The sequence below is a fragment of the Rhizobium mesoamericanum STM3625 genome (assembly GCF_000312665.1).
Lineage (GTDB): Bacteria > Pseudomonadota > Alphaproteobacteria > Rhizobiales > Rhizobiaceae > Rhizobium > Rhizobium mesoamericanum.
The window spans coordinates 171,308-189,022 of the sequence record NZ_HF536772.1; the positions used below are offsets into that span (position 1 = coordinate 171,308).

Genomic DNA, 17,715 nt, shown 5'->3' on the forward strand with positions numbered 1-17,715 from the left:
GGTCACACGATGGCAAAAATGCCACACGTGATCAACCTTTTCTTTACATAGTGAACAGGCCACTAACAAGTGGTTTATGAATGGTAACAAAAGATGATTGCCGGAGAGTTAATCTACAGGGTTTACGCGGCGTCCTTCTGCGGATTGTCCGGATCTATGCCGTAATCCTTGAGTTTTCGGTACAATGTGGATCGTCCGATGCCCAGTTTCCGCGCCACTTGACTCATTTGCCCCCGGTAGAATTTAAGGGCGAATCGGATCAATTCCTCCTCTACATCCGCGAGCTTTCGCACATCTCCGGCAGGGTTTGTGCTCGCAATCGCGTTGTCTGGCGCCTCCGTGATTCGTGCAACGGCCTCATCGACGCTCGTCTGATGAGCTGGATACCTGCCGGTTGAAAGGTCGCTTTGCCGGTCATGGCGCATGTTGTCGGCGACCAACGCGAGGTGATCGGCGGCTTCGTATTCGGGCAGCTGTGCCGCAATCTGCGGGAAATCTACCTCGGTCAGCTCGGCGCCCTCCGCAAGGACGACCGCGCGGAAGATCGCGTTCTCAAGCTGGCGGATATTGCCCGGCCAGTCGTATGCGGTGAGCAAAGCCAGGGCGCCGGCGCTGACCGACATACGTTGGCCGCCTTTCTGCTCGCTCGAGAAGCGCTCGGCGAAGACCCGCACCAGATGCGGAATGTCTTCCTTGCGCTTGCGAAGCGCCGGAATGGTGATCGGGAAGACATTCAGGCGATAGTAGAGGTCTTCGCGAAAGTGGCCGTTCTTGACCTCTTCGATCAGATCCTTGTTGGTCGCCGAAATCAGCCGGACGTTGACCTTGTGCGCCGTGCGTGCGCCAACGGTCTCGATTTCCCCCTGTTGGACGGCACGCAACAGCTTCACCTGAACCTCTAGCGGCAGGTCGCCAATTTCGTCGAGGAAGATGGTGCCGCCATCGGCTTCCATAAATTTGCCGATGTGGCGCTCGGTTGCGCCGGTGAATGCGCCCTTCTCGTGACCGAAAAGAATGCTTTCGACCAGATTGTGCGGGATAGCGCCGCAATTGACCGTGACGAATGGCTTGCCGGACCGATCGCTACCGGACTGGATGGCACGGGCCACCAGTTCCTTGCCGACGCCGGACTCGCCTTCGAGCACGACGGGAATGTTCGATTGCGCGGCGCGTTGCGCCAGATCGATTACGCGGAGCATTGCCGGGCTTGCCGAAACTATGTCGTCGAAGCCGACGCTGCCGGAGCGCGACCGGCGGCCGGCACGCGCCTTGACCTCGCGCTGATCGAGCTTCAGGGCGTTCGAGATCGAGTTGGCGATCCGTTCGGGAGAGACAGGCTTGACGACGAAATCGAAAGCGCCGGCGCGCATCGCCTGCACCACGGTCTCGATGCCGCCCTGGCCCGTTTGCACGATCACCGGAACGTGCGTCCCGAATTCGTGCAGTGCCTCGAGGAACTCAAGACCCGTCATCTCGGGCATCATCAGGTCAAGAACGATGACGTTGTAGAGGCCGCTGCCTCTTTTCACCATCTCCAACCCGATCCGGCCGTTTTCAGCCTGATGGACGACATGGCCGTGGCGCTCTATCGCGTTCTTGAGCAGTCGGCGCTGGATCGGATCGTCCTCGACGACGAGTATCTGCGCTGCTCCCTTGAGCTCATGGTAACCGGTCATTGGTGCCTCACTTCATGCGAAACCTGAGACGCACTCTGGCAGAAAGGCTTGAACATCCAGTTTTGAGAAACAATTGCATTTTAACATTTGTGGCGGGGTCGATTCCGACCTGAAACGGAGCTAGTGGGCCGCCGAAAGCCCCTTGATGCCAAGCCTTTAGGCGCATAGACAGTCAAACCTGTCGCAAAAGAGGAAGAGGACACCGACAATGAAAAACATGCTCTCCGGCACCGCCATTAATTTTTCGGCAAGTTCCGCTGCCTCTGCGACTGATGCCGCGCTCGGCGACCTGCCGACCTGGAAATTGCAGGACCTCTATCCTTCTGCAACGTCCACGGCCTTTACGGGCGACATGGAGAAAGCAGGCCGGCAGGCAATCGCCTTCGAAGAGAAATGGAAGGGCAAGCTTGCCGACGCCGCGACCAAGGAGGGTGCCGAGGGCATCGGTCAGGCGCTGAAGGAATACGAGGCGCTGGACGAGATCATCGGACGCCTCGGCTCCTTTGCCGGTCTCACCTATTTCTCCGACACATCGAACCCGGTGAACGGCAAGCTCTATGGCGACGCCCAGGCAAAGATCACCGAGTTCTCCAGCCACCTGCTGTTTTTCGCGCTCGAGCTCAATCGCATCGACGACGCCATCATCGATGCCTGCATGGCACACGACCCGGATGCAGGTCACTACCGCCCCTGGCTCATCGACCTGCGCAAGGACAAGCCCTACCAGCTGGAGGACAAGCTGGAACAGCTGTTCCTGGAGAAGTCGATGACGTCGGCCGCCGCCTTCAACCGACTGTTCGACGAGACGATGGCTGAGCTACGCTTCGACGTCGACGGCGAAAAGCTGCCGCTCGAGGTCACGCTAAACATGCTTCAGGAAAAGGATCCGGAGGTCCGCCGCAAGGGCGCAATGGCGCTGGCGAAGACATTCAAGGAGAACCTTCGCGTCTTCACCCTCATCACCAACACGCTCGCCAAAGATAAGGACATCTCCGATCGCTGGCGCAACTTCGAGGACATTGCCGACAGCAGGCACCTTGCAAACCGCGTCGAGCGCGACGTGGTCGATGCGCTGGCCGCCGCCGTCAAGCAAGCCTACCCCCGCCTATCGCACCGCTATTACAAAATGAAGGCGAAATGGCTCGGCATGGACCAGATGAACTTCTGGGATCGCAACGCGCCACTGCCGGAGACCTCAAATGCCGTCATTCCCTGGAACGAGGCGAGAGATACGGTTTTGTCAGCCTACAGCAACTTCGCCCCGGAAATGGCCGCGATCGCCAAGCGCTTCTTCGACGAACAGTGGATCGACGCGCCTGTTCGTCCTGGCAAGGCGCCGGGTGCCTTTGCCCATCCGACGGTCCCGTCGGCGCATCCTTATGTGCTCGTCAACTATCTCGGTAAGCCGCGCGACGTGATGACGCTCGCCCACGAACTCGGCCACGGCGTGCATCAGGTTCTGGCTGGCGCCCAGGGCGCGCTGATGTGCCAGACGCCGCTGACACTCGCCGAAACCGCTTCCGTCTTCGGCGAAATGCTGACCTTCCGCGCCCTTCTCGACAACACCAAGGACAAGCGTGAGCGCAAGGCTATGCTTGCCCAGAAGGTCGAGGATATGATCAATACGGTCGTACGCCAGATTGCCTTCTACGAGTTCGAGCGCAAGGTCCACACCGCCCGAAAGGCCGGCGAACTGACATCCGACGATATCGGCGAACTCTGGCTCTCCGTGCAGTCCGAGAGCCTGGGACCGGCGATCAAGATCTCAGAGGGCTACGAGACCTACTGGGCCTATATCCCGCACTTCATCCACTCGCCTTTCTACGTCTATGCCTATGCCTTCGGCGATTGCCTTGTGAATTCACTCTATGCCGTCTACCAGAAGGCCGACAGCGGCTTCCAGGAGAAGTATTTCGAGCTTCTGAAGGCCGGCGGCACCAAGCATCATTCGGAGCTCCTGAAGCCATTCGGCCTCGACGCCACCGATCCGTCGTTCTGGAGCAAGGGGTTGTCGATGATTGAAGGGCTGATCGACGAATTGGAAGCGCTTGATAAGAGCGCATAAGCTCTCGGTCCAAAGGCAGGCATGACCAACGCTGGACGCTACGTTCTGTTCCGGGATGACACGACCGGGCAAGTGATGCTCTTTTCCGATCCGTCGGAGATCATCATCGCTCGAACGCGCGCCGGGTTTCTCGCCGGCCTTGCCCGCATGGAAGAGGCAAAAGCTGCCGGCAAATGGCTGGCCGGATACATGGCCTATGAGGCCGGCTACGTCTTTGAGGAAAAGCTGGCCGCTTCCCTGCCGGAAGGCGGGGAAACGCCGCTGCTCGCATTCGGCGTCTTCGATGCCCCCGAAGCTGATGCCCATCCGCTCGCGCAACCGGGACGGCGCAGCGAGATCGACGAGTTCTTGACCGAGCCCAAGGCCGGTTGGGATTTTGCAACATATCAAGAGCGCTTCGACCGCCTGCACTGGCACCTGCGCCAAGGCAATTGCTATCAGGCGAACCTCACTATGCCGATCGCCGCGCGCTGGAACGGCGATCCGCGCGCGGCCTTCTGGTCGTTGATCGAACGGCAGCCGGTGAAATACGGCGCGCTCGTCGATCTAGGCGGCCCCGTTCTCCTTTCGCGCTCTCCCGAACTCTTCTTCCGCACCGACGAGGAAGGCTGGATCGAAACCCACCCGATGAAGGGAACGGCGAAACGCGGGGCTGACGATGCCGAGGACGCGGCCATCATCGCCGAGATGCGCGGGGACATCAAAACCCAGGCCGAGAATCGCATGATCGTCGATCTGCTGCGCAATGACATCTCGCGCATCACAGAGGTCGGCACCCTGGACGTCCCGAAGCTCTTCGACATCGAGACCTATCCGACCGTCCACCAGATGGTCAGCCACGTGCGGGCGAAACTCCTCCCCGAGCTGGCCATTCGCGACATCTTCGCCGCGCTCTTTCCCTGTGGATCGATCACCGGCGCGCCGAAGCTCAGCGCCATGCAGATCCTGCACGCGCTGGAAGACACGCCGCGCGACGCTTATTGCGGCGCTATCGGCATGATTGCGCCTAGCGGCGCCATGCGCTTTTCCGTCGCGATCCGCACCATCAGCCTTTACTCGGGCGGCAAGGCGGTCTTCAACGTCGGTGGCGGCATTGTCTTCGATTCCAGCGCCGAAGCCGAATACGAGGAGTGCCTTCTGAAAGCGCGGTTCGCGATCGGCGATCAGGAGCTTAAGCGATGACCGACTTCTCGCTGATCGAAACACTTCGCTGGGAACCGGAGGTTGGCTTCATCAGGCTGCGCCTGCATCTTGCGCGCCTCTCCCGCTCCGCCCGTCGTATCGGCTTTCCCGATGCCCAAAACGCCGCCGCAAAACTGGGGGTGGCCGTTTCCGGCGCAACGACTGCCCTGCGAACGCGGCTGACGCTTGATCGGCTGGGGCGGATCGAGGTCACCGCGGCCCCCTTCGTACCGACGCCGGCCGGCACCCAATGGAAAGTACGGGTTGCCGACACTCGTCTCGATTCGAGCGACAGATTGCTGCGGCTGAAGACGACGCGACGCGGCGTTTACGAGACCGCCCGGGCCGAATTTTCGACATTTGAGGCTGACGAGGTTCTGCTTCTAAACGAAAGCGGCGAGGTGTGCGAAGGCACGATCACATCAGTCTTTCTAGATGATGGATCGGGCACGTTGCGCACGCCGCCAATTTCCTGCGGCCTGTTGGCCGGCGTATTGCGCACCGAACTGATCTGCCAGCGCAAGGCGCGTGTTGGACGCATATCAGTGACTGATCTGACGACCGGAACCCTTTATATGGGCAATTCGCTGCGCGGGCTGATCCCAGCCCAACTTGTCGGCTAGGCCACGATTTTCAGTCGATCTCGGCCGCTCTGCTTGGCGTTGTATAGGGCTTCGTCCGCACGGGCATAGACCTCGCGCGCTGTCTCTCCCTGCCGCAACTCGGCCAATCCCGCGGAGCAGGTATAAGAGAAGCAAGGCACACTCGGTATCGGACAAGCGCCCCGCACTATTGCGATGATACGTTCGATGATCAGCTCTGCCTGCGCCAAGGTCGTGTGGGGCAGGATCAGCATGAACTCCTCGCCGCCGATCCTCCCGAAGCTATCACGCCGGCGAATGACCGGCTGCACGCGGCGCGAGAAATCAATCAGCACATCGTCGCCGAATTGGTGGCCATAGATGTCATTGATGCGCTTGAAAAAGTCGAGGTCGATGATACAGATGCAGCCGACGCCTGCATCGGCGGAGCATTGATGCGCAATCAGGCTTTCTAACGCCGCCATCATGAAACGACGGTTGGAAATGCCCGTCAGCTCGTCCGTCTGCAAGGCTCGCAACGCAAAATCGCGGTCCTGCCGCACATCGCGCTCGCTCTGCTTCAGATGCGTAATGTCGCTCGCGATGCACAGCATCCATCCGTCCTTCTGCACGGTCTCCGTCATCCAGAACCAGCGGCCGTCCACGACGTCCGTTTCGAACGCCCTAAACGGCAGTTTGCCGCGCCGCGATTGTGCGGAAACGAGCCATGTCTCGAAATCGGCGGCGCGAATGATCGTGCCCCGGCCCATCCGGGTGTTGCGACGCATGAGTTCCGACCACAAGGGCGTCTCGTCAGGTTCGATGGCGTAGGTCGAACGAAAAGCCGGGTTTGCATAGCGCAACCGATCTTCCTGATCATACATGGCGATCAGGACGGCGCTATCATCCTGCAATTCGGCAAGCCGCTCAGATATCTGGGTCATCCTGTTGTTCCGGGCGTGCTGACATCAATGGTTCACACTTTCGAGCAGAATCCTCAAAAGAATATGGATGGCTCCGCGCCGATTGAATATTCACATGCATCATTACGCAACACCCCGAAAGGAAATTTTGCGATGTTCGTTCTCGCCCTGACTTATGTGAAGCCGAACGAGGAAGCTGACAAGCACATGGAGCCGCACATGGCCTGGGTCAGGGAAGGCTATGCCAAAGGCTGGTTCCTGGCCTCCGGACGCAAGGTGCCACGCACCGGCGGTGTGGTCCTCGCGATCGGACCGCGGGCCGAAATCGAAGCTTATGTCGCAGAAGATCCATTCACGGTGCACGGCGTCGCCAAATACGAAATCACCGAAGTCGCCATCACCAGGACGGCGGCGGGACTGGATGTTCTGACGAACTGAGTGACGAATCGGGCCGCCCGCTCGCTGCCTAGTTCCATCCGCCGGCACGATGCCAACCTGCCAGTGTTGATGGTCTTCCATAAGGGCACGTTGTCGGCATAGAGTGTGGCCATGACGCGTCTGACCTACACGCCCTACTGCGGCTCCGCCCGACCCTTCACCATCGGATTGATGCCGCTCGATCTTGTTCGTTGGATCGAACCGGATAGCGACTGGGGACGCTATATCGGCGAGAAACGACGACTGGTCGAAACCCGTCGTGATGAGATTTTCGTCGCCGAGAAGGATACTGTTGAGGCGCAACAAGAGGTCCTTGACCTCCTGCAGGCCAATCTTGCCGATTACCATCCGACGCGCCCCCACAGCGTCGCAGATGCCGCTGAGCAGGATGCGCCGCCGCTGCTGCGCGCCGGTCTGCTGGTGCAGGACGATCTCGTGATCATGCGACGCAGGGAAGACGGCTGGTATCTTGTAGCCGGCTTCGTCGCCTTCCCTTCCTCATGGTCGCTGCGCGAGAAATTCGGTCGCCCCATGCATGCAATCCATGCAGACGTTCCCGGCTTCGGCGAAGGCACCCGTAACGCGGCGCTCATCACCCGTATCTTTGATAATCTGCAGATCTCACAGCCGGTTGAGCGACTGAACTGGTCCGTGAACGCCACGGACGATCTCTTCCTCCCGCTCTCCAAGCACCGCCGCCCGCCGTCTGCCGAACCGTTCACGCTCTCGGAGCGCTTTGCGCGGGTCGAGCGCCAGACGCTGCGCAAATTGCCGAAGTCAGCCGATATCCTTTTCACGATCCGCGTATATGTCGATCCGATTGCCGCGATCGCTTGCCATCCGAACGCCGGCAAACTCGCTGTCAGCTTCGCCGCGCAACTGGATGGCCTCGACGGGCACCAGGCGGCCTATAAAGGCCTAACATTGCAACGGGTGGAGCTCGCCGCGAAGCTTCGGGCGCTCGCAGACCCTCACTCTCCCGCCTGATATTTGTGTTCCCCGGTCCGTACGCTCTTTATTGTGACGCTGTTTTATGGTTAGAGCCGGTCACTTCGCATGATCTGCGCCATTTCAGATGAATTCTAATTCTTAAGGCTTATCGCCTTCGTCGCCTTCCACAGGAGAAAAGAATGACGGAACAGACCCACCCGGTATATGCCGAAATTACCGGTCCGATCGTGATGATCGGCTTTGGCTCCATCGGCCGCGGCACGCTGCCGCTGATCGAGCGCCACTTCAAGTTCGACAAGAGCCGGATGGTAGTCATCGACCCGCGCGACGATGCAGATCACACCGAAATCATGGCAAGCCATGGCGTGCGGCACATCAAGGCACATGTTACCAAGGACAACTACAAGGACCTCCTGAAGCCGCTTCTGACCGACGGCGGTGGCCAGGGCTTCTGCGTCAATCTTTCCGTCGATACCGGTTCGGTCGACCTGATGAAGCTCTGCCGCAAGCTCGGCGCACTCTACATCGATACCGTCGTCGAACCCTGGCTCGGCTTCTATTTCGACAAGAGCATGAAGAACGCCGACCGCACCAACTATGCGCTGCGCGAAACCCTGCGTAAGGAAAAGGCCAAGAACCCCGGCGGCCCGACCGCAGTCTCCACCTGCGGCGCTAACCCGGGTATGGTCTCGTGGTTCGTCAAGCAGGCCCTCGTCAATCTCGCCAACGATATCGGCCTGAAGTTCGAAGAGCCGGATCAGCATGACCGTGAAGGCTGGGCAAAGCTGATGAAGAAGGTCGGCGTCAAGGGCGTCCACATCGCCGAGCGCGACACGCAGCGGACCAAGCATCCGAAGCCGCTCAACGTCTTCTGGAACACCTGGTCGGTCGAAGGCTTCATCTCCGAAGGCCTGCAGCCAGCCGAACTCGGCTGGGGCACCCACGAAAACTGGATGCCAAAGAACGGCAAGAAGCACAAGAAAGGCTGCAAGGCGGCGATCTATCTCGAGCAGCCGGGCGCCAACACGCGCGTTCGCACCTGGTGCCCGACGCCTGGTCCGCAGTATGGCTTCCTCGTCACCCACAACGAGTCGATCTCGATCGCCGACTACTTCACGGTTCGAGACAAGGACGGCGAAGTAACCTTCCGTCCGACCTGCCACTATGCTTACCATCCGGCGAACGACGCGGTTCTGTCGCTGCATGAAATGTTCGGCAATGGCGGCACGTCGCAGCCAGTCCACCACGTTCTAGATGAGGACGAGCTGGAGGACGGCATCGATGAGCTCGGCGTCCTGCTCTACGGCCATGAAAAGAACGCCTACTGGTACGGTTCGCGCCTGTCGCTGGAAGAAACCCGCCGCATCGCGCCTTATCAGAACGCGACCGGCCTTCAGGTGACCTCCGCCGTCCTCGCCGGCATGGTCTGGGCGCTCGAAAACCCGAAAGCCGGCATCGTCGAAGCCGACGAGGTCGACTACAAGCGCTGCCTGGAAGTCCAGACGCCTTATCTAGGCCCAGTCGAAGGTCACTACACCGACTGGACCCCGCTCGAGGGCCGTCCAGGTCTCTTCCCGGAAGAGATCGACACCAAAGATCCGTGGCAGTTCAAGAACATTCTCGTGCGCTGATCCTGGCCCGACCTGCATTCGAAGATGCCCGCCACAAGGCGGGCATTTTTGTAACGCCTGCTGTATAAATGGCCGTCTCGCTTCCTTGAAGACTTGCCTTCCCGGACAGCGCGCGCCATGTGTTTCGCAACCACACGGAAAGTTCTCGTTCCGAATCCCCGGGAGACGCTCATGAAAGTCAGAACCCTTCTTTTCCTCCTCGGCGCTGTCGCTGCCTTGAACGCTTGCACCATGTCGTCTCCACGTCCGGTGCCGGTTGCAGCAAATTCAGCTCCGTCAGGCGTCGAAGGCTCTTGGGCGGATCCGAACGGCATCATCTCCACTTTCCAGGCCGGAACGTTCACCACCCGTACGACCGACAGCAACCAGCTTCTGGCGTCGGGAACCTATGTGAAAACCTCGCCGTCACTGGTCGAAATCAACATGACCTCGCTGGTGCGCAAGACCCAATCTAAGGTCAACTGCGCTCTGGTGAGCCAGAACCAGCTGAATTGCACCTCGGACGCCGGATCGCAGTTCAGCCTGACCCGACGCATGTAAGGACGCCAGGCACTGAACGATAAAAGCTCCCTTCGCGGGAGCTTTTTTTGTTTACCGCTCTCGGAAAGCGCCAATGCTGTCACAGCTTTTTCTCTTGCGGCCACTAATCCTTGATGGAAACATCTACCGCGTAGGGACGGCGGAGCGCAGGGTTTGCTTCGCTCAAGATCAGGAGAGCAGGATGACGAAATCCTTTCAATTCGGTCTGCTGACCGCGTCGATGCTGGCGCTGTCGAGCGGCGCCGCCTTTGCCGATTACGAACTCAATATCCTTCACATCAACGATTTCCATTCGCGCATCGAGTCGATCAACAAGTTCGACTCGACCTGCTCGGCCGAAGAAGAGGCCAAGAAGGAATGCTTCGGCGGCGCCGCCCGCCTGAAGACCGCGATCGATCAGCGTCGCAATGCCCTTAGCGGCAAGAACGTGCTGCTGCTCAATGGCGGGGACAATTTCCAGGGTTCGCTTTTCTACACCACTTACAAGGGTGCCGCAGAAGCGGAAGTGCTGAACGACATGAAGTTTGACGTCATGACCGTCGGCAACCATGAGTTCGACGACAGCGAGGATGGCCTGGCAACCTTCCTCGACAAGGTGAAATTCCCTGTCATTTCGGCCAACGTCCTCGCGGGAGACGGCTCAAAGCTCGGCGAGCGTATCAAGCCTTCCCTTGTGCTCGACGTCGGCGGCCAGAAGATCGGCATCGTCGGTGCCGTGACGAACGACACCGAAGAATTGTCCTCACCCGGCCCGAAGGTGATGATCGCTGACGACGTGCAGACCATCACCGCAGCGGTCGAGGACCTGAAGAAGCAGGGCGTCAACAAGATCATCGCGCTGACGCATGTCGGCTATCCCCGCGACCTCGCCGCCATCGCCAAGATCCCCGATGTCGATGTTGTCGTCGGCGGTCATTCGCACAGCCTGCTGTCCAATACCGACCCGAAGGCGGAAGGACCCTATCCGACGATGGTCGGCAATCCCGGCGGCTATAAGGTGCCGGTGGTTCAGGCTGCATCCTACAGCAAGTATCTCGGCGACCTCGTCGTCACCTTCGATGACAACGGCGTCGTCAAGGAAGCCAAGGGTGACCCGATCCTGATCGACTCTTCCTTCACGCCCGATCCGACACTCACCGCCCGGATCGCCGAGCTCGCCAAGCCGATCGAGGAACTGCGCAAGAAGGTCATCGGCTCCAGCGAGGCGCCGATTGACGGCGACCGCACCGTCTGCCGCGTCAAGGAGTGCTCGATGGGCAATCTTGTGGCCGATGCCATGCTCGATCGGGGCAGGAGCCAGGGCATGACCATCGCGATCCAGAACGGCGGCGGCCTTCGCGCATCGATCGATGCCGGCGACGTTACTCAGGGCGAAGTCATCACCGTTCTGCCGTTTCAGAACACGCTTGCTACCTTCCAGCTGACCGGCGCTGATTTGCGCAAGGCATTGGAAAACGGTCTCGGCAAGATCGAGGAAGGAGCCGGCCGCTTCCCGCAGGTATCCGGTGTGAAATACATCTTCGACAAGACCAGGCCCGCTGGCAGCCGCCTCGTATCGGTCGAGGTCAAGGACGGCGATAGCTTCGTGCCGCTCGACGACGCGAAGACCTACGGCGTTGTCACCAACAACTTCATGCGTGCGGGTGGCGATGGCTATTCGATCTTCGAGACGGCGGGTAAGAACGCCTATGACTTCGGACCCGATCTTGCCGACGTAACCGCTGAATATCTGGCGGCGCACTCGCCCTACAAGCCGTACACCGATGGGCGCATCACCGAGGTTGCCGCATCAGGGACGGAAACCCCCGCAACGACTGCCCCGGCCACATCCGCGCCCGCCGCAGCACCGGCAGCGCCCATGGCGGAGGCACCCGCTGCAGCCCTTGCCCCAAATACGCCAACCAATCACGTCATCGCCGCCGGTGATACGCTCTGGGATCTTGCCAAGCAGTTCTACGGCAACGGTGCACTCTGGAAGAGAATTTCGGTTGCAAACGGCGAACCTGCGCCGCGCCACCTGACGGTCGGCAAGGAACTGCAGATCCCGTCGAAGTAAGACGATTTGTCTCGATCCTGAATGTCGGTCCGGGGTTCCCTGGGCCGGCTTTTGTTTCTATAGGGTGAACCGGCAAGGTCCGGCCGCCCATGAGCCGGCCAGACAAGATACCGGGGTTTAGATGACGACTGTTAATACTGCGCACCGTCCAGCGAACCATCCACCCGTGAAATCGGACAAGGTGGGCGTCCTGCTCGTCAATCTCGGCACGCCTGACGGCACCGATTACACCTCGATGCGCCGCTATCTGAAAGAATTCCTAACCGATAAACGCGTCATCGAATGGTCGCCCTGGAAGTGGTATCCGATCCTGTTCGGCATCGTCCTCAACACCCGCCCGCAAAAGGTGGGCAAGGCCTACGAGACGATCTGGAACAAGGAGAAGAACGAGAGCTTTCTGCGCACCTACACCCGCAACCAGGCGAAGCTGATGGCAGAACGTCTGGACGACCTGCCGAACGTCCGTGTCGACTGGGCCATGCGCTACGGCACGCCGTCGATACCGTCGCGCATTCAAGCGCTGAAAGACGAAGGCTGCGATCGCATCCTGCTGTTTCCGCTGTATCCGCAATATGCGGCGGCAACTACGGCAACTGTCAATGACAAGGCGTTCCAGCATCTGCTGAAAATGCGCTGGCAGCCGGCGTTGCGAACCGTACCGGATTATCACGACGACAAGACCTACATCAAAGCGCTGGCCAATTCCGTGACCCGCCACCTGTCGTCGCTGGATTGGCAGCCGGAGGTCATCCTCGCCTCCTTCCACGGAATTCCGCTCTCCTATTCAGAGAAGGGCGACCCCTATTACTGGCAATGCCAGAGGACTGGCCAGCTGCTGCGCGAGCGGCTCGGGCTTTCCGAAGAGAAGTTCATGGTGACCTTCCAATCGCGTTTCGGGCCCGAAGAGTGGCTGCAGCCCTACACCGACAAGACGGTCGAGAAGCTGGCGCAGGACGGCGTCAAGAAGATCGCCGTCCTCAATCCCGGTTTCGTGTCCGACTGTCTGGAGACACTGGAGGAAATCGCCGAGCAGGCCGCTCATTCCTTCCACGAGCACGGCGGCGAGAAGTTCACCCACATCTCCTGCCTCAACGACAGCGAGGACGGCATGCGGGTGCTGGAGAAGGTCGTCCGCCGCGAACTGCTCGGCTGGGTTTGATCAGACACCACGTTTGTTGCCCCACAGCAGGACATGCAGCTGGGGCAGCACACGTGCCTCGAACCACCGGTCCTTGGTTACCTTGTCGACCAGCCACAGCATCCTGTCCATGATGCCGTCGGTATCGACACGTGCACCGTCGTCATTGGGCGGCGGTGGCGTGTGGTTTCCAGGCTGCAGGTAGACGTACAGGTCTGGATAGCGTGCTGCCGCCTCGCGAGCATAGGCATAGTCGCGATCGTCGAAAACGACGATCTTCAAGGCGATGTTGGGCCCGTCGGCGGCCATCTCGAGACAGTCTTCGAAGGCATTCCAATCCGTCGCCATACCGCTCGACGGCGGCTTCGGGCTCAGCACCAGCACATCGAGATCGGCAAACCATTGCTTGGCGACGCTGCCCTGTGTTTCCAGCGCAAAGCTGTAGCCGTGGTCATGTCCGTGCGCGATAAGACCGCCAAGCGGCTGGATCGCCGGGTTGCCACCGGAAAGCGACACCATCAGCGGCTTGCCGCCGGAGAGCCGCGTCACTTCCGCCCAGATGCCGTCAACCGTCATCGGCAGCCATTGATCGCGATACTCGCTGTCAACCGCATGCAGGCTGTCACACCACGAACAGCGATAATCGCAGCCACCCATGCGGACAAAGACCGTCGGCAGGCCGATCAGCACGCCCTCCCCCTGGATCGTCGGCCCAAAGATCTCGCTGACGCGGATCTGCGCCTCGCGAGTCCCGCTCATGGCCGATATTCCGCCCAGGTCTTTGGTGTTTCGCTGACGCGCACCGCCGAGGTCTCCGGCAGCCGCCCCTTGCACCAGTCGTAGAAGTGCTTGGCGAGATATTCCGAGGTCACGCGGTCATGGCCGAAGACTTCGTTCAGGTGCCGGTGGTCAAAGCGCTCGTCGATATAGCGCTTCAGCGGCGAAAGCTCGTGATAGTCGCGCACGAAACCGTTCTCATCCAGTTCGGCGGCTGCAAGTTCCACCACGACGATGTAATTGTGCCCGTGCAGTCGCGCGCACTGGTGATCGGATGGCAGATGCGTCAGTTGATGGGATGCGGAGAAGTGGAACTCCTTGGTGATGCGAAACATCACTTCACCTCCCTGGCTGAATAGCCAGACGTTGCTGCTTCCCAGAAATCCGGATCGTCATATTCCGTAGGATCGGAGATGCCAGCCAGATGAAAAGCCTCGCGTCGCTCGACGCAGGTGCCGCAGCGTCCACAGTGACGCGTACCGCCCTTGTAGCAGGACCATGTCTCGGCAAATGGCGTCCCGAATTTCGCGCCATCAGTGACGATATCGGCCTTGGAGACGCTGATATAGGGAGCCAGCAGCGAAACGCGGGCATAGCCGTCGAGCGCCTGGTTCTGCATTTCCTGGAAGGCATCGATGAAGCCCGGGCGGCAATCGGGATAAATGAAATGGTCCCCGCCGTGCACAGCAACAGCCACCGCGTCCGCCTTTTGAGCTGCGGCAAGGCCGAACGCGATCGCCAACATGATCGCGTTGCGGTTTGGTACCACGGTCGCTTTCATCGTCTCCTCGGCGTAGTGGCCGTCGGGCACGTCGACGTCGTCTGTCAGGGCTGATCCTGTCAGATGCCGACCGATGGTGCGGATGTCGATGATCTGGTGCGGCACGCCGAGTCGTTTGGCGCAGGCGGTGGCAAAATCCAGCTCTTTGCGGTGTCGCTGTCCATAATCGAAGGACAGCAGGCTGATGAGCTGATGTTCCGCTGCCACACGATGGGCGAGCGAAACGGAGTCCAATCCGCCGGAGCAGATGACAATAGTCTTCATGATGAGGATCCCTTGTTTTGACCGGGTGGGCTGCGACCGGTAGTTCCTGCGGGTCTTCTAGGCCAAAGCGGCGCCGTTGTGAATAGCCAATAGACCCCCCATATCGAATCCATGAGCAAACAGCGTCACCGGCGAAGCTACTGGCGTTTGAGGTCGGCTCGGTTAAGGTTGTGTCAGTCGATTCTATCGCGGGGGAGTTTATGGTTCTGAGTGGCTTCGATATCGTCGTCATTGCACTGGTGATCTTCGTCATCCTGGTCCTGTTTGCCGGCATCAAGACGGTGCCGCAAGGCTACCGCTATACAATAGAGCGCTTCGGCCGCTACACCCGCACCCTTGAACCCGGTTTAAACCTGATCACTCCCTTCATCGAGCGCGTCGGTGCACGAATGAACGTCATGGAACAGGTCCTCAACGTGCCGACGCAGGAGGTCATCACCAAGGACAACGCCTCGATCTCGACCGACGCCGTCGCCTTTTACCAGGTCCTCAACGCCGCCGAGGCTGCCTATCAGGTCGCACACCTCGAGAATGCCATTCTGAACCTTACGATGACCAACATCCGCACGGTCATGGGCTCAATGGACCTTGACGAGCTGCTGTCGAACCGCGACGCAATCAACGACCGGCTGTTGCGCGTCGTCGACGATGCCGTGCAGCCTTGGGGCATCAAGGTAACCCGCGTCGAGATCAAGGACATCCAGCCCCCGCGCGACCTGGTGGACGCCATGGCGCGGCAGATGAAGGCTGAACGTGAAAAGCGCGCCCAGGTGCTGGAAGCGGAAGGCTCCCGTAACGCCCAGATTCTCCGGGCGGAGGGCGCCAAGCAATCCGCGATTCTTCAGGCCGAGGGCCAGCGCGAAGCGGCCTTCCGAAACGCCGAGGCGCGAGAACGTTTGGCCGAGGCGGAAGCAAAGGCTACGAAGATGGTCTCCGAAGCGATCGCATCGGGCAATCTTCAGGCAATCAACTATTTCGTCGCCCAGAAATACACCGAAGCACTGGCCTCAATCGGCACCGCCGGCAATTCCAAGGTCGTGCTGATGCCGGTCGAAGCTTCCTCTCTTATCGGCTCGCTTGGCGGTATTGGGGCCATCGCCAAGGAGGTCTTCGGCGATAACCCGACTCCACCGGCGCCGCGCCCGCAGTCCACGCCGCGGACTACTCCGGCCGTCAACCCTTTAACCCGCCAACGGAGCGATGAGCCATGATTGCCAGCCTTGTCGCGGAACTCGGACCCTGGAGCTGGTGGATCGCCGGCCTGATACTTTTGGCGGCAGAATTGATCGCGCCGGGCTTCTTTCTCGTCTGGATCGGCCTCGCTGCCTTGATCGTCGGCCTGTTGTCGCTGCTGTTCTGGGATAGCAGCTTCTGGTTCTGGCAGGTTCAGGCCATCCTTTTTGCGCTGCTTGCCGTCGTGGCAACGTTCATTGGCCGCAAACTGACACTTCGGCATGGTGAAACGGACCAGCCCTTCCTCAATCAGAGGGCCGCGAGCCTCGTTGGTCGCACAGCAACGCTGACGGAGCCTATTCGCGAAGGCCGCGGCCGCATTCGCCTCGACGACACTGTGTGGCGTGTCAGTGGTCCCGATTTGCCGGTCGGCACGAGGGTGAAGGTCGTAGCAAGCAGTGGCCGCGATCTGACTGTGGAACTAGCTTGATCACGCCACGCCGATCCGCAGCAGATCGTGGAAATGCACAAGCCCAATGGGCCGATTGTCGTCGTCGACGACGATAAGGGCGCCGATGCTGTGCTGGTTGAGCATAGCAAGCGCGGCCGTTGCCAGCACCGTGGGCTTCACTGTCTTCGGCGTGCGCGTCATGATGTCGTCGACCACCAGTTCGGAGAGGTTCCGCGCCAGATTACGTGCCAAATCGCCTTCCGTGATGATGCCGCAGAGACGCTCATTTTCGTCCAGAATGCCGACACAGCCGAAATGCTTGCGAGACAATGTCGAGATCGCCATTGGTACAGGCGTTCCCTTCGCCACCAGCGGCACACGATCGCCAGTATGCATAATATCGGCGACATGACTGAGACTCGCGCCAAGTTTGCCGCCTGGATGGAACACGTGAAAATCCCGCGCCGTGAAGCCCCGTGCCTCCAGTAGAGCAATCGCAAGTGCGTCACCCATGGCGAGTTGCATCAGCGTCGATGTCGTCGGTGCAAGCCCATGCGGGCAGGCTTCCTCCACGTTCGGCATCAGTAGGATGATGTCCGAAGCCGCGGCGAGGGAAGATTTCTCAGAGCAGGTGACGGCAATCAGCGGAATGGAGAAACGACGCGTATAGGCAATGATGCTGCGAAGCTCGGCGCTTTCTCCGCCCTTGGAAAGAGCGACAACGACATCGGTCGTGCCGATCATTCCGAGATCGCCGTGGTTTGCTTCGGCTGCATGGACGAAGAAAGCCGGCGTGCCTGTCGACGCCAGTGTGGCGGCGATCTTTACGCCGATGTGGCCGCTCTTACCAACGCCGGTTACAATGACGCGACCGCTAACCCCGGTAATCGTCTCGACGGCCCGCATGAAGGGTGAGGCAAGTCCGTCGTCAAAAGCCCGCTCCAGGGCCTCAAGCGCCCGCCTCTCGGTGCCAATTGTCCGCTTCGCAGACTCAAGCACACCGTCTTCGATTACATTTACCGCTCTTTTGATCATGGCACTCTGCGTTAGCGGTTTTCGTCAGCCGAGTCCACCGGCTGATCCCGATG

17 protein-coding genes are annotated in these 17,715 nt (G+C 60.0%); 11 read left to right on the forward strand and 6 right to left on the reverse strand.

Annotated elements, in window-relative coordinates; all coding sequences use genetic code 11:
• Positions 1-122: 122 nt before the first annotated feature.
• The gene (locus BN77_RS00910; RefSeq protein ID WP_007527509.1) at positions 123-1,676 is read right to left on the reverse strand and encodes a sigma-54-dependent transcriptional regulator; all 1,554 of its coding nucleotides are present in this window, start codon (positions 1,674-1,676) and stop codon (positions 123-125) included.
• 208 nt (positions 1,677-1,884) lie between these two features.
• Between BN77_RS00910 and BN77_RS00915 the strand changes: the two genes are divergently transcribed.
• From BN77_RS00915 to BN77_RS00925, 3 genes are read left to right on the forward strand one after another with little or no spacing between them, the layout of a single operon-like run.
• Positions 1,885-3,741: a M3 family oligoendopeptidase gene (locus BN77_RS00915; RefSeq protein WP_007527511.1), complete on the forward strand. Its 1,857-nt coding sequence runs from the start codon at positions 1,885-1,887 to the stop codon at positions 3,739-3,741.
• 21 nt (positions 3,742-3,762) lie between these two features.
• Entirely contained in the window at positions 3,763-4,923 is a 1,161-nt protein-coding gene (locus BN77_RS00920) for an aminodeoxychorismate synthase component I (protein WP_007527513.1), read from the forward strand.
• Positions 4,920-5,546: an aminotransferase class IV family protein gene (locus tag BN77_RS00925; RefSeq protein WP_007527515.1), complete on the forward strand. Its 627-nt coding sequence runs from the start codon at positions 4,920-4,922 to the stop codon at positions 5,544-5,546. The genes BN77_RS00920 and BN77_RS00925 overlap by 4 nt, the downstream gene beginning before the upstream one ends.
• Here BN77_RS00925 and BN77_RS00930 read toward each other — a convergent pair.
• Entirely contained in the window at positions 5,543-6,448 is a 906-nt protein-coding gene (locus BN77_RS00930; protein ID WP_007527517.1) for a sensor domain-containing diguanylate cyclase, read from the reverse strand. The genes BN77_RS00925 and BN77_RS00930 overlap by 4 nt on opposite strands.
• Positions 6,449-6,580: 132 nt before the next feature.
• On the opposite strand from BN77_RS00930, the gene BN77_RS00935 reads away from it, so the two are divergent.
• The 6 genes from BN77_RS00935 to hemH all read left to right on the forward strand — a co-directional run bounded on the left by BN77_RS00935 (position 6,581) and on the right by hemH (position 13,202).
• The gene (locus tag BN77_RS00935; protein ID WP_007527519.1) at positions 6,581-6,865 is read left to right on the forward strand and encodes a YciI family protein; all 285 of its coding nucleotides are present in this window, start codon (positions 6,581-6,583) and stop codon (positions 6,863-6,865) included.
• Positions 6,866-6,976: 111 nt separating this feature from the next.
• Positions 6,977-7,852 carry a heme-dependent oxidative N-demethylase family protein gene (locus tag BN77_RS00940; RefSeq protein ID WP_007527521.1) on the forward strand — a complete coding sequence of 292 codons (876 nt, stop codon included), beginning with the start codon at positions 6,977-6,979 and terminating at the stop codon, positions 7,850-7,852.
• Positions 7,853-7,995: 143 nt separating this feature from the next.
• Positions 7,996-9,447 carry a homospermidine synthase gene (locus tag BN77_RS00945; RefSeq protein WP_007527523.1) on the forward strand — a complete coding sequence of 484 codons (1,452 nt, stop codon included), beginning with the start codon at positions 7,996-7,998 and terminating at the stop codon, positions 9,445-9,447.
• A gap of 171 nt (positions 9,448-9,618) precedes the next feature.
• Positions 9,619-9,987, forward strand: coding sequence for an outer membrane lipoprotein Omp10 (gene omp10 / locus BN77_RS00950; RefSeq protein ID WP_007527525.1), 369 nt, complete (start codon positions 9,619-9,621; stop codon positions 9,985-9,987).
• A gap of 181 nt (positions 9,988-10,168) precedes the next feature.
• A complete protein-coding gene (locus BN77_RS00955) occupies positions 10,169-12,043 on the forward strand; it encodes a bifunctional metallophosphatase/5'-nucleotidase (RefSeq protein ID WP_007527527.1) in 1,875 nt (624 codons plus the stop codon).
• 121 nt (positions 12,044-12,164) lie between these two features.
• Positions 12,165-13,202 (forward strand): ferrochelatase, encoded by a 1,038-nt coding sequence (gene hemH, locus BN77_RS00960; protein ID WP_007527529.1) that lies wholly within the window; start codon positions 12,165-12,167, stop codon positions 13,200-13,202.
• Here the strand turns inward: hemH and queE are convergent, their stop codons facing one another.
• The 3 genes from queE to queC are packed head-to-tail and all read right to left on the reverse strand — an operon-like array spanning position 13,203 to position 15,003.
• Entirely contained in the window at positions 13,203-13,940 is a 738-nt protein-coding gene (gene queE, locus BN77_RS00965; protein ID WP_007527530.1) for a 7-carboxy-7-deazaguanine synthase QueE, read from the reverse strand. It abuts the gene before it with no gap.
• Positions 13,937-14,293, reverse strand: a complete 357-nt coding sequence (gene queD, locus BN77_RS00970) for a 6-carboxytetrahydropterin synthase QueD (RefSeq protein WP_007527531.1) — start codon at positions 14,291-14,293, stop codon at positions 13,937-13,939. The genes queE and queD overlap by 4 nt, the downstream gene beginning before the upstream one ends.
• Positions 14,293-15,003: a 7-cyano-7-deazaguanine synthase QueC gene (queC, locus tag BN77_RS00975; RefSeq protein ID WP_007527532.1), complete on the reverse strand. Its 711-nt coding sequence runs from the start codon at positions 15,001-15,003 to the stop codon at positions 14,293-14,295. Before queC ends, queD begins: the two co-directional genes overlap by 1 nt.
• Before the next feature lie 200 nt (positions 15,004-15,203).
• Here queC and BN77_RS00980 point away from each other — a divergent pair, with 200 nt between their 5' ends.
• Positions 15,204-16,214 carry an SPFH domain-containing protein gene (locus BN77_RS00980; protein WP_007527533.1) on the forward strand — a complete coding sequence of 337 codons (1,011 nt, stop codon included), beginning with the start codon at positions 15,204-15,206 and terminating at the stop codon, positions 16,212-16,214.
• Positions 16,211-16,666 (forward strand): NfeD family protein, encoded by a 456-nt coding sequence (locus BN77_RS00985; RefSeq protein WP_007527534.1) that lies wholly within the window; start codon positions 16,211-16,213, stop codon positions 16,664-16,666. The genes BN77_RS00980 and BN77_RS00985 overlap by 4 nt, the downstream gene beginning before the upstream one ends.
• On the opposite strand, the gene BN77_RS00990 is transcribed toward BN77_RS00985, so the two are convergent.
• Positions 16,667-17,662, reverse strand: coding sequence for a KpsF/GutQ family sugar-phosphate isomerase (locus tag BN77_RS00990; RefSeq protein ID WP_007527535.1), 996 nt, complete (start codon positions 17,660-17,662; stop codon positions 16,667-16,669). It abuts the gene before it with no gap.
• Between the last annotated feature and the right edge of the window lie 53 nt (positions 17,663-17,715).

Excerpts from the sequence above, each read along its gene's own strand:
- BN77_RS00990 (WP_007527535.1), bottom strand. The coding sequence starts at position 17,662 with ATGATCAAAAGAGCGGTAAATGTAATCGAAGACGGTGTGCTTGAGTCT.
- BN77_RS00935 (WP_007527519.1), top strand. The coding sequence starts at position 6,581 with ATGTTCGTTCTCGCCCTGACTTATGTGAAGCCGAACGAGGAAGCTGAC.
- BN77_RS00945 (WP_007527523.1), top strand. The coding sequence starts at position 7,996 with ATGACGGAACAGACCCACCCGGTATATGCCGAAATTACCGGTCCGATC.
- queE (WP_007527530.1), bottom strand. The coding sequence starts at position 13,940 with ATGAGCGGGACTCGCGAGGCGCAGATCCGCGTCAGCGAGATCTTTGGG.
- queD (WP_007527531.1), bottom strand. The coding sequence starts at position 14,293 with ATGTTTCGCATCACCAAGGAGTTCCACTTCTCCGCATCCCATCAACTG.
- hemH (WP_007527529.1), top strand. The coding sequence starts at position 12,165 with ATGACGACTGTTAATACTGCGCACCGTCCAGCGAACCATCCACCCGTG.
- BN77_RS00955 (WP_007527527.1), top strand. The coding sequence starts at position 10,169 with ATGACGAAATCCTTTCAATTCGGTCTGCTGACCGCGTCGATGCTGGCG.
- BN77_RS00915 (WP_007527511.1), top strand. The coding sequence starts at position 1,885 with ATGAAAAACATGCTCTCCGGCACCGCCATTAATTTTTCGGCAAGTTCC.
- BN77_RS00980 (WP_007527533.1), top strand. The coding sequence starts at position 15,204 with ATGGTTCTGAGTGGCTTCGATATCGTCGTCATTGCACTGGTGATCTTC.
- BN77_RS00920 (WP_007527513.1), top strand. The coding sequence starts at position 3,763 with ATGACCAACGCTGGACGCTACGTTCTGTTCCGGGATGACACGACCGGG.
- queC (WP_007527532.1), bottom strand. The coding sequence starts at position 15,003 with ATGAAGACTATTGTCATCTGCTCCGGCGGATTGGACTCCGTTTCGCTC.
- BN77_RS00985 (WP_007527534.1), top strand. The coding sequence starts at position 16,211 with ATGATTGCCAGCCTTGTCGCGGAACTCGGACCCTGGAGCTGGTGGATC.
- BN77_RS00930 (WP_007527517.1), bottom strand. The coding sequence starts at position 6,448 with ATGACCCAGATATCTGAGCGGCTTGCCGAATTGCAGGATGATAGCGCC.
- BN77_RS00910 (WP_007527509.1), bottom strand. The coding sequence starts at position 1,676 with ATGACCGGTTACCATGAGCTCAAGGGAGCAGCGCAGATACTCGTCGTC.
- BN77_RS00925 (WP_007527515.1), top strand. The coding sequence starts at position 4,920 with ATGACCGACTTCTCGCTGATCGAAACACTTCGCTGGGAACCGGAGGTT.
- omp10 (WP_007527525.1), top strand. The coding sequence starts at position 9,619 with ATGAAAGTCAGAACCCTTCTTTTCCTCCTCGGCGCTGTCGCTGCCTTG.
- BN77_RS00940 (WP_007527521.1), top strand. The coding sequence starts at position 6,977 with ATGACGCGTCTGACCTACACGCCCTACTGCGGCTCCGCCCGACCCTTC.